Raw genomic sequence first — 14,461 nt, 5'->3', positions numbered from 1 at the left:
GTCACGCCCTGACACGGTGGAGAGAGAGCGTATGAGTGGCCCGACAATCGATCGCGTAAGGCTGTTTCTGATCGAAAGCCCGATCAAGATGGCCCGCCTTCAGGGCGTCGGGAACGTCAAGGGCACGGTTAAGCGCGTGCTGCTCGAGCTGACGGCCAGCGACGGCCTCGTCGGCTGGGGCGAAGCGGCGCCGTGGGAGGTCTTCACCGGCACCGCCGAGGGCGCCTTTGCCGCTATCGACGTTTATCTGCGCCCTCTCCTTCTGGGCAAGCCGGTCCGTCGCGTGCGGGCGCTGATGGCCGAACTGGATCGCGCCCTGGTCGGGCACATGGAGGCCAAGGTCGCGATCGAGACGGCGATGCTGGACATCGTCGGGAAGGCCGCCGGCCTGTCCGTCGCCGACCTGCTGGGCGGACGCGTGCGCGACACGATCCCGCTCTCCTTCTCGATCGCCGATCCGGATTTCGCGGCCGATCTCGACCGCATGCGGCAGATGGTTCCGTCCGGCAACCGCATCTACAAGGTCAAGACCGGGGTCAAGCCGCACAAGGAAGACCTCGCCCATCTCGAAGCGATCCGCACCGAGTTCGGGGACACGGTCGACTTGCGGCTGGATTACAACCAGGCGCTCCAGCCGTTCGGGGCGATGCGCATCCTGCGCGATGTCGACCGCTTCGCCCCGACCTTCATCGAGCAGCCGGTGCCGCGGAACAATCTCGATGCGATGGCGTCCTTCGCTGCCGCCCTCGACACGCCGATCCTGGCCGACGAAAGCTGCTTCGACAGCCGCGACCTGATGGAGATCGTCCGCCTCCAGGCCGCCGACGCGATCTCGGTCAAGCTGATGAAGGCCGGCGGCCTGTTCAAGGCGCAAGGCATCATGGCCATCGCCGACACCGCCGGATTGCCCGGCTATGGCGGCACGCTGTGGGAAGGCGGCATCGGCCTCGCCGCCGGCACGCATCTGATCGCCGCGACGCCCGGTATCTCCCTCGGCTGCGAGTTCTACATGCCGCACTGGGTGCTGACCGAGGACGTGCTGGAGGAGAAGGTCCCCAACCGCGACGGCCATGTCGTCGTGCCCGACGGACCAGGCCTCGGCATCAAGGTCAGCGATCACTCGGTGCGGGCAAACGCCCGCATCCTCGCGGAACGTTGATCAACCCTTGGGGCCGAGCGTTCCCGTTGCCTTGAGACTCGCGATCCCCGCCGCGTCGTAGCCGATCTCGGCCAGCACCTCGTCGTTGTGCTGGCCGATCTCGGGCGGATTGCTGACCAGCGGCGGCCTCCAGCCGAACATCTGGAACGGCAGCAACGGCAGGCGCGTCTGCACGCCGCCCGGCAGCGTCGTCGGCGCCAGCGAGCCGTTGGCCAGCAGATGCGGATGGTCGAACAGATCCTGTGGCCGCGCGATCGGTGCGAAGGAGATATCGGCCTCCAGGCATAACTGCTCGAGCTGGTCCTTGGTGTGGCGCTTGAACACCTCCGCCACCTTGGGTACCAGCCAGGGTCGCGCCTCGATGCGCAGATTATTGGTGGCGAGCTTGGGGTCGGCGGCGAGATCGTCCTGCTTGAAGAACTCGCAGAACCGCTTCCACTGCCCGTCGCTGGTGATGCCGATGAAGACCTGTTGGCCGTCGGCGGTGTTGAACACCTCATACACCGCCCACGACGACACACGCTCCGGCATCGGCGGCGGTGGCGCGCCGTTCATCGCCGTGATGGCCAGGTGCTGGCCCATCAGGAACACGACCGACTCGAACAACGCGCTCTCGACCAGCCCCCCCTTGCCGGTGCGGTCGCGCTGCTTCAGCGCCAGCACGGTGCCGAAGGCGCCGAACATGCCGCCCATGATATCGACCACCGAAGTCCCCGCCCGCAGCGGCCGGCCGCTCGGGCCCGTCATGTAGGCCAGCCCGCCCATCATCTGCACGACCTCGTCGAGCGCAGGCCGCTTCTCGTACGGCCCGGGCAGGAAGCCCTTCAGCGCGCAGTAGATGAGGCGCGGATTGATCTTCTCCAGATGCTCCGGTCCCAAACCGCGCTTGCCCATCGAGCCGGGCGCGAAATTCTCGATCAGCACGTCGGCCGACTTGAGGAGCTTCTCCAGCACCTTGCGGCCCTCGGGCGAATCGGCATCGAGGGCCAGGCTCTTCTTGTTGCGGTTGAAGTAGCCGAAGAAGCCGGCGCCGAAGCCGCGCAGCTTGCGCGTGCGATCGCCGTCGACCGGCTCGACCTTGATCACCTCGGCGCCGAGATCGGCCAGGATCATGCCGCAGGACGGCCCGAGAATGGTGTGCGTGAGTTCGACGACGCGGACGCCCTTGAGAGGCGGTTCAATGGATGAAGCCATGGCCCTCCTTACCTTACGATTGCGCCGTCTGCAGCTGTGCTCTTGGCTTGCCGGCACTCCTTGGCGCCGGGAAGCGGTCGACATATCGGCGGGCACGCGGCAAGGCATCGTGCAGGAACTGATGCGGCTCCCGAAGCCACAAACCTTCGTACTGGCGCGATCGTGCCTCCGAGATCAGGACATCCTTGGGAATCAATACCAAAGCCGCGTCCCATCCCGGCCACCGCTGACGGGCACGCTTCCAGGTGTGCCGCAGGAAGGTTTGTCTGTCGGAATATCCGTGGAAGTCGAACACCCACGCATCGGTCGCGATGACGATGTGATTGCCGATATGACCGGCGGCCGGCCTGATCCACAGCGTTTGATAGTCGGCATCGCCGTAACGCTCGAGGAACGCGTAGGCGAGGATGTGACAGGCACCGCAGGCGAAGAAGACGCGATCAGGCAGGTTCCATCGCATCGTCTGATTGGACTTCGAATAACCGGGCGTCCGCGGCTGGTACATGGGCGAACAGCACGCCGCGTTCAGATCCGCGGATGTGCCGCGACCAACATCACGAAAACCAGGTCTCGATATCCTTCACGAGCGGCAGGCCGGCGGCCTCGCCCAGCACCCGATGGCCCATGCCGGCACCCACAATGAAAGCCTCCTGATGCGGCACGGCGTTGGCCTTCAGCATCGCGCGTATGGCCTTGCCGTCATGGCCCCAGCCGATCGCCTCGACCTTGCCGTCGAAGGCGCGGTTCACGGTGGCGAGGAACTCCGTGCGTTCGGCGTCACTCAGCCCCGGAACGGCATCGATATCGCCCAGCAGGAATAGCCGCCCGACGAACTTGCCCACCAATGCCGCGACGGAATTGCGCGGCTCGACCACGATTTCGCCCTTCGGTCCGCGGCGCACCCGGGCCGCGAGCGAGAGCGGCAGGACCGCGGCGCCCAGGTTGGCGCCGGAATCCATCAGGGCCGAGGTCAGTTCCTTGTAGGTGATCCCGAGCCGCTCGGCCCGTCGCACCCGCATCTTCGCGACTTCCGGGCTCGGCGTCTTCCACGCCTTGGCCGTGGCGCGGCGCCAAACCCAGGCCTCCCATGACATGTCGAAGATCGGGCCATTGTTATGGCCGATGCCGGGCCTGCGCAGGAGGGCCTCGACATTGACATGGCGGACGCTTAGACGGTCGAAACGATCACCCATTGCGATATCCTAGCGCAAAATTGGGGCCAAAATCGAGGAGCAGTGCGTGGACGATTTTCAGGTCGATGTTCTGGTTGTAGGGGCCGGAAATGCAGCCGCGTGCGCGGCGCTGGCGGCCCGGGAAGCCGGCGCCTCCGTGGCAATGCTGGAGGCGGCACCGGAAGCCGAGCGCGGCGGCAACAGCACCTATACCGCCGGGGCCATGCGCGTGGTCTTTCACGGGGTCGACGACCTGGTGCAGCTCTACGACCTGACCGAGGACGAGAAGCGCGATGTCGATTTCGGCAGCTACTCGGCCGACCAGTATCTCGACGACATGGGACGGGTGACCAACTATCGCTGCGACCCGGAGCTCACCGACATCCTGATCGGCCGCAGCTTCGAGACGCTGAAGTGGATGCGCTCCAAGGGCGTGCGCTTCCAGCCCTCCTACGGCCGGCAGGCCTTCAAGGTGAACGGCAAGTACAAGTTCTGGGGCGGGCTGGCCGTCGAGGCCTGGGGCGGCGGTCCGGGACTGGTCGATCTCGAACACAAGGCCGCGGTCAAGGCCGGCATTCCCATCCACTACGAGACGCCGGCCGTGTCGCTGATCGAGGAAGATGGCGTCGTGCGCGGCGTCATCGCCCGCCACAAGGGCCGCAAGATCCGGATCGGCGCCAAGGCCGTGGTGCTGGCCTGCGGCGGTTTCGAGAGCAATGCCGAGATGCGCACGCGTTATCTCGGCCCGACCTGGGATCTCGCCAAGGTGCGCGGCACGCGGTTCAACACCGGCGCCGGCATCAACATGGCATTGGCGGTCGGCGCCATGCCGCACGGCAACTGGTCCGGCGGCCATGCTGTGGGCTGGGACATGAACGCCCCGCAGTTCGGCGACCTCGATGTCGGCGACAATTTCCAGAAGCACTCCTACCCGCTCGGCATCATGGTGAACGCCAACGGCGTGCGCTTCGTCGACGAGGGTGCCGACTTCCGCAACTACACCTATGCCAAGTACGGCGCGGTGATCCTGGCCCAGCCGCAGCAGTTCGCGTGGCAGATCTTCGACTCCAAGGTGCTCGACAAGCTGCGCGACGAGTACCGCATCAAGCGCGTGACCAAGGTGCGCGCCGATACGATCGAGGAACTGGCCAAGAAGCTCGAAGGTGTCGACGAGCAGCAGTTCCTCAAGACCATCAAGGAATGGAACGCCGCCGTGATGACGGACGTGCCGTTCAATCCGGCGGTCAAGGATGGTCGCGGCACGCGCGGCCTCGCCGTGCCGAAGAGCAACTGGGCCAACACGATCGATACGGCGCCGTTCGAAGCCTATGCCGTGACCTGCGGCCTGACCTTCACCTTCGGCGGGCTCAAGATCACCACCGACGGCGCGGTCGAGAGCACCGATGGTCATCCCATCCCAGGCCTCTATGCGGCGGGCGAGCTGGTGGGCGGACTCTTCTATCACAACTACCCGGGTGGCACGGGCCTGGTCTCCGGCGCAGTGCTGGGCAAGCTGGCCGGCGATTCCGCCGGGCGCTACGTTTCTGGCAAGAACTGAAAAATCACAGGGAACTTCACGTCATGACCACGATCACGCGGCGCCACGCGCTGATTGGCAGCGCCTCCGCTCTCCTGCTCCCCTCGGCCGTGCGCGCCGAAGGAACCTGGCCCTCGGGCCCCGTCACCCTGATCGTCGGCTACGCCGCCGGCGGTGGCGCGGACATCAATGCCCGGGAACTGGCGCAGATCATGTCGCCGCTGATCGGCCAGCAGGTGATCGTCGACAACAAGGGCGGCGCCGCCGGCAGCCTGGGCGTGCGCATCGTCGCGAGCGCCAAGCCGGACGGCCAGACGCTGTTCTATGCCGTCGGCACCAACGTGATCATCAACCCGCACATCCAGAAGGGCGCGATCGATACGCTGGCCGCGCTGGCGCCGATCTGCCAGACGACGGCCTATCAGTACGTTCTGGCGGTCAATCCCAAGGTACCCGCCAATTCCGCGGCCGAGCTGGTGGCCCTGGCCAAGAAGGATCCGGAGAAGCTCACCTTCTCCTCCTCTGGCGTGGGCGGAAACAACCATCTCGCCGGCGCCCTGTTCGCTCAGGCGGCCGACATCAAGATCACCCACGTGCCCTACAAGGGCACCGGCCCGGCGCTGGCCGACGTGATCAGCGGCCAGATCACCATGAACTTCTCGTCGTTGCCGCCGGCGGTCAGCCAGATCAAGGCCGGCAACCTGAAGGCGCTGGCCGTCACCGGCGACAAGCGCGTCAAGTCTCTGCCCGACGTACCCACCCTCAAGGAACAGGGCATCGATGTGGTGGTGAACAGCTGGCACGGCCTGTTCGCGCCGGCCAAGACTCCGGACGCCATCCTCGACAAGATCGAGAAGGAGGCCAAGGAGGCGATGAAGGATCCCAAGTGGGAAGCCGCGCTTTCCAAGGATGGCCTCGAACTGCCGCCCGATCGCACCCGCGCCGAGTTCGCCAAGTTCGTCCGCGACGAGCATGCCTTCTGGGGCAAGACGCTCAAGGACCTCCACGTCGAGATGGAGTGACGGGGCGGGCGCGCAACTCTCCTGGTTGCGCGCCTTCGCATCTTGCATCGCCAGAGGCGAAGCGCCCGTCAGAAGTGATAGGCCAGCGCCCCCATCACGACAGCCTGGGTCGTGGAGAAGACGATCGGACTGTTCTGGGTATCGCCAGTCAATCGCATGACCCGACCCTGGGCAATCAGCTCCCAGTGCTCGCCAAGCTTCTGGGTCAGCCCCAAGCCGAAATTGACACTCTGGATCCCCGCTCCGGCATTGTATTGGGCATAGCCCGAGTTGGCGGCTTGCACCGCCGTCACGCCGAAATGAGTCTGCATGTAGCTCTGGTTCGCCCAGTCGGCCGAAACGGAGGCTCGCACCATGGTGCTTTCCGTCAGCTTGTACGGTAGCGCCATGCCGAAATTGAGAACGACACCGTCGTTGCCGTTGGCGGTGAGCTTCTTCACCGCTGCGTTGAGAACAACGGGGCCGAGCCTGTAGTCGGCAAAGGCCTTCAGCGCGAGGGCCGCCGGAATGTCGCCCATTCCGGCAAGACGATAGTCTCCTTGCTGGAAGGTGCCGGTGCTTTGCGACCGGCCAGTGTCGTACGTCAGACCGCCGCCGACGCGCAGATTACCGTAACGCCAATAAGCGCTGAGACCTTCCACATTGAGGGCGACCGTGTCGTTCCAGATCACGTTCACGAACGGCACGGGCGACACGATGTACCGATCGCTGCCTTCGTAGGTCGGCCTGACGGCCGCTCCCGCGCCGAGCGTCACGTCCCAGGTCGCGCGCTGCCGGTCCTGGGCGGAGAGAGTAACGGGAAGAGCGAGTTCCGTAGCGATTGACGCGCAGAGGAAGAGAACCGACGAACGCGTACGCGGGGACATAGTGCGCATGGGGAGTTCCGTACTTGTGGAAGGACGCGCAGCGCTTGTACGCGCGATCCCTCTACCCACTGCGAGGAGTGTTATTGCCGAACGCTTCCAAGGCGCGGCTGGAAACAGTCAGAAATAAAAGTTGGTAGGCGATCAGTGGGCATGCCGCGTGTAAAATGGTCGCCCGATGCAGAGCCCTCACGTCTTGATCGTCGAGGACGATCCCGAAATACGGACGATGGTTTCACGCTTCCTGGCGAAGCATAGTTGCCGCGTGACCGTGGCGAACGATAGCCAGTCGATGGCGCGCAGCCTCGAGGCGGCACGAATCGACCTGATCATTCTCGACATCATGCTGCCGGGCGAGGATGGACTCAGCATCTGCCGGCGCCTGCGCGCAACCTCGGCCATCCCGATCATCATGCTGACCGCCGCCGGCGATCCGGTTGCCCGGGTCGTCGGGCTGGAGATGGGCGCCGACGACTACATTGCCAAGCCATTCGATCCGCACGAGCTGCTGGCGCGCATCCGTGCCGTTTTGCGCCGGGCTGCGGCCCTACCCGCGGCTGGCCAAAAACCTCCCCGACCGATGAGCTTCGCCGGTTGGCGCATCGACCCTCTCAATCGCGATCTCCGTAATCCTCATGGCGCGCGCGTCGTGCTCACGGGCGCCGAGTTCGACCTGCTCGTCGCCTTCTGTCAGCACGCCCAGCGCACGCTGACCCGAGACCAGTTGCTCGACCTCACCCAGGGCCGCGGCACCGAGGCGCTGAACCGCAGCGTCGATATCCTGGTCAGCCGCATCCGCGCCAAGATCGAGCGCGATCCCCGCGACCCGGCCTTGATCAAGACGGTCCGATCGACCGGCTATATCTTCACGCCCCTGGTGGAAGTGCAATGAGGGTCCTGACTGCGCTCGGCCTGACCAATCGCATTGCCACCCAGATCGTCGTCCTCCTTGTGCTGGCCGGGCTCGCGGCCTGGGCCGCCATCGTATCAATCATCTTGACGGTTGCGCCCGAATTCGAACTGTCGCCGATGGCGACACGACATGCCGCAACTATCGCTGCGATATTGCGCGGGCTGGAGACTGTACCCGCTGCCGACCGCAGAATTCTGCTCTCCGCCTATCAAGCTGACGAACTGAACGCGGCCTTCATTCCCGAAAAGCCGGAGCGGCTGCAGAGAGCCCTGAATGTTCCGAAACGACTGCAAGCCTGGGTCGAGGGGCAGCTTCCTTCGGGTATTAGAGTTCTCGGCGTCTACGAGGATGGCAAAACCCACATCGCGGTCATCGTTGCCCTGACCGACGGCCAACTGGTTGCGTTCCGCCTGATACGGGATCCGCAGCTCAGGCTCGCCTTCCCCGTCATTCTGATGGCTGCGTTCTTTGGCGCATCCATAGCCCTACTCCTCGGCTGGGCCCTGCGCCGCCTCGTCGCTCCCTTGTCCAGATTTGCCGCGGCCGCCGATCGCTTCGGAGGGGAAGCCCATGAAGCGTCGCTCAAGGAAGAGGGTCCCGAGGAGATTCGCCGCGCGACGCGGGCCTTCAACCGCATGCAACAGCGCATCCAACGGTTGATCGAGGATCGTACCCGAATGCTCATGGCTATCAGCCACGACCTGCGCACCCCCCTGACACGCCTGCGCTTGCGGATCGAGGAGAGTGCGGAGGACGCCTCGAAGCAGCGCATGCTGGACGACGTCGCGCTGATGAACACTTCCATCGAGTCGGCCATCGCCTACGTCCGCGAAGGCGGTGCGACCGAGGCGACGGAGCTGACCGACCTGCCCACTCTCGTGCAAACGATCTGCAGCCAATTCGAAGATGCCGGGCACGTCATCACCTACGACGGACCATCGCATCTCGACGTTCATTGCCAGCCCCTCGCCCTGGAGCGCGCCATCGCCAACCTGATCGACAATGCGGTCAAGTTCGGCGGCTCCATCGTCGTCCGGCTCCGCATGACGCCGGCCAACCAGGTGGTGATCGAGGTCGAGGATGACGGGCCGGGTATTCCCGACGCCGAGAAATCACGCGTCGTCGAGCCCTTCTACCGTTCGGACCAGGCGCGCCGAACCGTCGGCGGCTTCGGGATGGGACTGGCGATCGCCGTCACCGTTGCACGCCATCACAACGGCACCCTGACCCTGCATGACCGTGTACCCCATGGCCTCTGCGCGCGACTGACGATCCCCGTCTTCGGGCCACTCGGAAGCGATCGTGCCTAGATCCCACCGGACTCAGAAATCGAGCGGGGCGTTGTCGACCACTTCCTTCATCACGAAGAAGGTCCGCGTCTGACGGACCCCCGGCAGCGCGATCAGTTGATCGCCGTGGATGCGGTTGAAGTCCGCCATGTCGCCGACCCGGATCTTCAGGAAGTAATCGAAGTCGCCGGCCACCAGGTGGCAATCGAGCACGAAATTGAGCCTGGCGATCGCCTTCTCGAATTGGGCGAAGCTCTCCGGCGTCGAACGATCGAGCACGACGCCCACCATGACCAGCGCACCGCGACCGACCTTTCCCGGATCGACCATCGCCCTCACCTGCCTGACATATCCGTCCTCGAACAGGCGCTGGGTCCGACGGTGGCAGGTGGCCGGGCTGACCCCGACTTTGTCCGCCAACTCCGCATTGGTCAGGCGTCCGTTGCCCTGCAGCAGCCTAAGTATCTTCAGGTCGATCTTGTCCAGCCCTTCGTCTTGAAAGGTTTTCTCGTTTCTTGCGGCCATGGCGAGATATTACGCCCATAAGACGCACGTCTATAGCGCTATCTGGACTATTTACCGGACAATTTCGGAAGCACCTTAGCGAGGCCAGATGGTAAAAACTCTGCATCAGCGCGACACGCAGAGGACACCCGCATGCTTGAGAATTTCGAGCGTTATCCGCTCACCTTTGGCCCCACCCACATCGAGAAGCTGGATCGCCTCGGCGCCCATCTCGGCGGCAAGGTCGAGCTCTATGCCAAGCGTGAGGATTGCAACTCGGGTCTGGCCTTCGGCGGCAACAAGCTGCGCAAGCTCGAATACATCATCCCGGATGCGCTGGCCTCCAACGCCGACACGCTGGTGTCGATCGGAGGCGTGCAGTCCAACCACACCCGCATGGTCGCCGCCGTCGCCGCCAAGATCGGCATGAAGTGCCGGCTGGTGCAGGAGAGTTGGGTGCCGCACGAGGATGCGGTCTACGACCGCGTCGGCAACATTCTGCTCAGCCGCGTCATGGGCGCTGACGTGCGGCTGGTCGATGAAGGCTTCGACATCGGCATCCGCGAGAGCTGGCAGAAGGCACTGGAGGAAGTGAAGGCGGCCGGCGGCAAGCCCTACGCCATTCCCGCCGGCGCGTCGGTGCACAAATATGGCGGCCTGGGCTATGTCGGCTTCGCCGAGGAGGTCCGCCAGCAAGAGAAGGAACTCGGCTTCTCCTTCGACTACATCGTCGTCTGCACCGTCACCGGCTCGACCCATGCCGGCATGGTGGTCGGCTTCGCCAAGGATGGCCGCCAACGCAAGGTGATCGGCATCGACGCCTCGGCCACGCCGCAGCAGACCAAGGCGCAAGTCCTGGAGATCGCCCGCAACACCGCCAAGCTCGTGAAGCTCGGCAAGGAGATCGAGGACGAGGATGTCGTCCTGGTCGAGGACTATGCCTACCCGCTCTATGGCGTGCCGTCGGAAGAGACCAAGGAAGCGATCCGCCTGTGCGCGCGCCTCGAAGGCATGATCACCGACCCCGTGTACGAGGGTAAGTCCATGCAGGGCATGATCGACCTCGTGAAGAAGGGCTACTTCCCCGCCGGCTCCAAGGTCCTCTACGCCCATCTCGGCGGTGCCCCGGCCATCAACGGCTACGGTTACGCCTTCCGCAACGGCTGATCGCTGTAAATCGCTCGCGGGGAGAGCGCCAACGCGCGTGGCGCTCTCCCCGTCCTGCGTGTCAGCGCTTCGGCACCAGGCAAAAGCCCTGAGCATCGATCCCCAGGGCTGGATTGAACTTGCTGCGGAAGTTCTCCAGTGCCACGGCCGCCGTGAGTTCGACGATCTGCGGTTCCGTGAAGTGTTCCTTCACCTTGGCGAAGAAGGCATCGTCGACCTGCTGGTCGCTATAGGTGATGCGCTCGGCATATTCGAGCGCCACGCGTTCGGACTCGCTGAACAGCTTGCTGTCGCGCCAGCTCAGCACTTCCGCGACCTTGTCCAGGCCGCCTTCGGTTTCCGTCACACGGACGGAATTGATATCAATTCAAAATGGACAGCCGTTGATCGACGCGACGCGCAGGTAGATCAGCGGCAATAATGCCTTCGGCAACTGTCCCGACTGTTCGATCGACTGTCCCAGGAGCTGGGCCGCCCGCAGGATCGGCGGGCAATGGGCCATCACCTTCGTTGGATTGAGCAGGTCGCCAAAAATCTCGCGCTGCTTGTCGAAGATCGACTTCAGCGTCGGATCGCCGCCGTCATCGGTGATTTCTGTGACTCGAGGCACTCAGCCAGCTCCTTCCCTGTTTCAAGAGGAAGGAGCGTACCTCCTGCTGTCCGGGTATCGCGACAGAGGTTTTCTCATGAAGCCCCCGAAGGCGGCGACGCCTCGCCCGTCGCCGCTCTCGTTTCCGGACCTCAGAAGGTCAGCACCTTGGCCTGCACCACGCTTTCGAGCGCCGCGATCTTGGTCAGCAGCTCGGGCGAGATCGGCTGGTCGACCTGCACCAGGGCGATCGCCGAGCCGCCCGGCGTGTCGCGGCCGAGATGGAAGGTCGCGATATTGACCTTGTGCTCGCCCAGAAGCGACCCCAGCCGGCCGATGAAGCCGGGCTTATCGTCATTGGTTATGTAGAGCATGTGCTGGCCGAACTCGGCCTCGATCTCGATGCCCTTGATCTCGACGATGCGCGGATGCTTGCCGCCGAACAGCGTGCCGGTCACCGAGCGCGTGTACTTCTCCGTCGTCACCGACAGGCGGATCAGCGAGTGGTAGTCGCTGTCACGCTCGTGCTTCACTTCCGCGACATCGACGCCGCGTTCGCGGGCGATGGCCGGCGCGTTCACCATGTTCACCGTATCGAGCTGCGGCCGCAACACGCCCATCAGCGCGACCTGGCTCAGCGGCTTGATGTTGAGCGCCGCCACCTGGCCCTCGTACTCGATCGACACCGCCTTGATATCGGTGTCGGTGAGCTGGCCGGCAAACGAGCCGAGCTTCTCGGCGAGGTCGAGATACGGCGCCAGCTTGGGCGCGTCCTCGGCCGACACGTTCGGCATGTTGAGTGAGTTCACGACCGCACCGGTCAGCAGATAGTCGGACATCTGCTCGGCGACCTGTAGCGCCACGTTCTCCTGCGCCTCGACCGTCGACGCGCCGAGATGCGGCGTGCAGACGAGGTTGGGCGTGCCGAACAGCACGTTCTCCTTGGCCGGTTCGACGGTGAAGACGTCGAAGCCAGCGCCGGCGATGTGACCGGACACCAGCAGATCGCGCACGGCGAGCTCGTCGACCAGGCCGCCGCGGGCACAATTGACGATGCGCACGCCCTTCTTGGTCTTCATCAGGTTGGCTCGGCTCAGGATGTTCTTGGTCTGCTCGGTGAGCGGCGTGTGGACCGTGATGAAGTCGGCGCGCTCCAGCACCTGGTCGAGCGTGGCTTTCTCGACGCCGAGTTCGGCAGCACGCTGATCCGACAGGAACGGATCGTAGGCCAGGACGCGCATCTTCAGGCCGATCGCGCGGTCGGCGACGATCGAGCCGATATTGCCGCAGCCGATCAGGCCCAGCGTCTTGAAGCTGAGCTCCGAGCCCATGAAGCGGTTCTTCTCCCACTTGCCGGCCTGCGTGCTGGCATTGGCTTCGGGGATCTGGCGCGCGACGGCGAACATCAGCGCGATCGCATGCTCGGCCGTGGTGATGGCGTTGCCGAACGGCGTGTTCATCACGACGACGCCACGGGCGGTCGCGGCCTTGATGTCGACGTTGTCGACGCCGATGCCGGCGCGGCCCACCACCTTGAGCTTCTTCGCTTCCGCCAGCACTTCCGCCGTGACCTTGGTCGCCGAGCGGATGGCGAGGCCTTCATACTGGCCGATGATCGCGCGCAGTTCGGCCGGCTTCAGGCCCGGCTTGAAATCGACGTCGCAGCCGCGCTCGGAGAAGATCTCGATCGAACGCGGGCTGAGCTCATCGGAGATGAGAACTTTGGGCTTCGCCATTTGAAATGCCTCCTTCATCGGAGCGCGCCACTCCAGTGGCGCTCATGTTCCGAGCGCCACTGGAGTGGCGCGCTCCCTTGAATCCTTTAAGCCGCCTTGGCGCCGAACTCGCGTTCGATCTCGGCGTAGGCCCAGTCGAGCCAAGGCAGCAGCGCCTCGAGATCGCTCTTCTCCACCGTGGCGCCGCACCAGATGCGCAGGCCAGGAGGAGCATCGCGGTACGAACCGAGGTCGTACCCGGCTTTCTCGGTCTCGAGCAGGTCGGCCATCTTCTTGGCCGCCGCGGCCTGCTTGTCGGCCGGCAGCGCCGTGAACCAGGGCGCGGTGATGTTGAGGCACACCGAGGTGTTGGAGCGGATCGCCTTGTCGGCGGCGAGGAAGCCGATCCAGGTGCGTTCGGCGGCGAACTTCTCCAGCACGCCGAGATTGGCGTTGGAGCGCGCCATCAGGCCCTTGAGGCCGCCGACGCTCTCGCCCCAGCGCAGGCCGTCGATCGCGTCCTCGACGCACAGCAGCGACGGCGTGTTGATCGTGTCGCCCTTGAAGATCGCCTCGGAGAACTTGCCGCCCGAAGTCAGGCGGAAGATCTTCGGCAGCGGCCACGGCGGCGAATAGCTTTCCAGGCGCTTCACCGCGCGCGGGCTCAGCACCAGCATGCCGTGCGCGCCCTCGCCGCCCATGACCTTCTGCCACGACCACGTCACGACATCGAGCTTCTGCCACGGCAGGTCCATGGCAAAGACGGCGGAGGTGGCGTCGCAGATGGCAAGGCCGTCGCGATCGTCGGCGATCCAGTCGCCGTTCGGCACCTTCACGCCGGACGTGGTGCCGTTCCAGGTGAAGACGACGTCATGTGTCCAGTCGACCGCCTTGAGATCGGCGATCTGGCCGTAGCCGGCCTTGAGGATGCGCGCGTCCTTGAGCTTGAGCTGCTTGACGACGTCGGTGACCCAACCCTCGCCGAAGCTTTCCCACGCCAGCATATCGACCGGGCGCCCGCCCAGCAGCGACCACAGCGCCATCTCGACGGCGCCGGTATCCGAGGCGGGCACGATGCCGACCTTGTAGTCGGCGGGAATGCCGAGGATGGCGCGCGTGCGATCGAGCGCTTCGGCAATCTTCTTCTTGCCGAGCTTCGAACGATGGGACCGCCCCACGGCGGCATCTTTGAGGGCTTCCGGAGTCCATCCCGGACGCTTGGCGCAAGGTCCCGAAGAAAAATCGGGACGCGCCGGACGAGTCGTCGGCTTCATCAAACCTCTCCCTTACAGAAGAGCTGCGCTCCGGTGGGGGAGCGTGGCCCGCCGCCCCTATAA

15 protein-coding genes are annotated in these 14,461 nt (G+C 64.7%); 6 read left to right on the top strand and 9 right to left on the bottom strand.

Translation table 11 applies throughout. The annotated features are described in order from the left end of the window. The first annotated feature begins 31 nt into the window (after positions 1-31). On the top strand, positions 32-1,159 hold the full coding sequence (locus B5D62_RS04245) for a muconate cycloisomerase family protein (protein ID WP_085932541.1): 1,128 nt from the start codon (positions 32-34) through the stop codon (positions 1,157-1,159). Here B5D62_RS04245 and B5D62_RS04240 read toward each other — a convergent pair whose 3' ends face one another. From B5D62_RS04240 to B5D62_RS04230, 3 genes are read right to left on the bottom strand one after another with little or no spacing between them, the layout of a single operon-like run. Next, positions 1,160-2,353, bottom strand: coding sequence for a CaiB/BaiF CoA transferase family protein (locus B5D62_RS04240; RefSeq protein WP_085932540.1), 1,194 nt, complete (start codon positions 2,351-2,353; stop codon positions 1,160-1,162). A 13-nt stretch (positions 2,354-2,366) separates the two neighbouring features. After that, on the bottom strand, positions 2,367-2,858 hold the full coding sequence (locus tag B5D62_RS04235) for a hypothetical protein (RefSeq protein WP_085932539.1): 492 nt from the start codon (positions 2,856-2,858) through the stop codon (positions 2,367-2,369). Positions 2,859-2,907: 49 nt separating this feature from the next. Next, positions 2,908-3,546, bottom strand: a complete 639-nt coding sequence (locus B5D62_RS04230) for a hypothetical protein (protein WP_085932538.1) — start codon at positions 3,544-3,546, stop codon at positions 2,908-2,910. Between the two features lie 46 nt (positions 3,547-3,592). Here B5D62_RS04230 and tcuA point away from each other — a divergent pair, with 46 nt between their 5' ends. Both tcuA and B5D62_RS04220 read left to right on the top strand, forming a co-directional pair. Continuing rightward, entirely contained in the window at positions 3,593-5,083 is a 1,491-nt protein-coding gene (tcuA, locus tag B5D62_RS04225; RefSeq protein ID WP_085932537.1) for an FAD-dependent tricarballylate dehydrogenase TcuA, read from the top strand. 23 nt (positions 5,084-5,106) lie between these two features. Continuing rightward, the gene (locus tag B5D62_RS04220) at positions 5,107-6,084 is read left to right on the top strand and encodes a Bug family tripartite tricarboxylate transporter substrate binding protein (protein WP_085932536.1); all 978 of its coding nucleotides are present in this window, start codon (positions 5,107-5,109) and stop codon (positions 6,082-6,084) included. Positions 6,085-6,152: 68 nt separating this feature from the next. On the opposite strand, the gene B5D62_RS04215 is transcribed toward B5D62_RS04220, so the two are convergent. Continuing rightward, on the bottom strand, positions 6,153-6,959 hold the full coding sequence (locus B5D62_RS04215) for a MipA/OmpV family protein (RefSeq protein WP_085932535.1): 807 nt from the start codon (positions 6,957-6,959) through the stop codon (positions 6,153-6,155). Between the two features lie 166 nt (positions 6,960-7,125). On the opposite strand from B5D62_RS04215, the gene B5D62_RS04210 reads away from it, so the two are divergent. Continuing rightward, positions 7,126-7,839: a response regulator gene (locus B5D62_RS04210; protein WP_085932534.1), complete on the top strand. Its 714-nt coding sequence runs from the start codon at positions 7,126-7,128 to the stop codon at positions 7,837-7,839. Then, positions 7,836-9,170, top strand: a complete 1,335-nt coding sequence (locus B5D62_RS04205) for an ATP-binding protein (RefSeq protein WP_085932533.1) — start codon at positions 7,836-7,838, stop codon at positions 9,168-9,170. The genes B5D62_RS04210 and B5D62_RS04205 overlap by 4 nt, the downstream gene beginning before the upstream one ends. A 12-nt stretch (positions 9,171-9,182) precedes the next feature. On the opposite strand, the gene B5D62_RS04200 is transcribed toward B5D62_RS04205, so the two are convergent. Next, positions 9,183-9,674: an Lrp/AsnC family transcriptional regulator gene (locus B5D62_RS04200; protein WP_085932532.1), complete on the bottom strand. Its 492-nt coding sequence runs from the start codon at positions 9,672-9,674 to the stop codon at positions 9,183-9,185. A gap of 132 nt (positions 9,675-9,806) precedes the next feature. Between B5D62_RS04200 and B5D62_RS04195 the strand changes: the two genes are divergently transcribed. Continuing rightward, positions 9,807-10,820, top strand: a complete 1,014-nt coding sequence (locus B5D62_RS04195) for a 1-aminocyclopropane-1-carboxylate deaminase (RefSeq protein WP_085932531.1) — start codon at positions 9,807-9,809, stop codon at positions 10,818-10,820. 61 nt (positions 10,821-10,881) lie between these two features. Here B5D62_RS04195 and B5D62_RS04190 read toward each other — a convergent pair whose 3' ends face one another. The 4 genes from B5D62_RS04190 to B5D62_RS04175 form a co-directional block, all read right to left on the bottom strand. After that, positions 10,882-11,166 (bottom strand): carboxymuconolactone decarboxylase family protein, encoded by a 285-nt coding sequence (locus tag B5D62_RS04190; RefSeq protein WP_085932530.1) that lies wholly within the window; start codon positions 11,164-11,166, stop codon positions 10,882-10,884. 21 nt (positions 11,167-11,187) lie between these two features. Continuing rightward, positions 11,188-11,430 carry a carboxymuconolactone decarboxylase family protein gene (locus B5D62_RS04185; RefSeq protein WP_085932529.1) on the bottom strand — a complete coding sequence of 81 codons (243 nt, stop codon included), beginning with the start codon at positions 11,428-11,430 and terminating at the stop codon, positions 11,188-11,190. Positions 11,431-11,561: 131 nt separating this feature from the next. Further along, the gene (gene serA, locus B5D62_RS04180) at positions 11,562-13,145 is read right to left on the bottom strand and encodes a phosphoglycerate dehydrogenase (RefSeq protein ID WP_085932528.1); all 1,584 of its coding nucleotides are present in this window, start codon (positions 13,143-13,145) and stop codon (positions 11,562-11,564) included. An 86-nt stretch (positions 13,146-13,231) separates the two neighbouring features. Then, a complete protein-coding gene (locus B5D62_RS04175; protein WP_085932527.1) occupies positions 13,232-14,398 on the bottom strand; it encodes a phosphoserine transaminase in 1,167 nt (388 codons plus the stop codon). Positions 14,399-14,461 lie beyond the last annotated feature (63 nt).

The organism is Enhydrobacter aerosaccus, from assembly GCF_900167455.1.
Taxonomy (GTDB): Bacteria; Pseudomonadota; Alphaproteobacteria; order Reyranellales; family Reyranellaceae; genus Reyranella; species Reyranella aerosaccus.
Note: the sequence above shows the minus strand (reverse complement) of the source record. Positions and strands in the feature narration are given on the sequence as shown.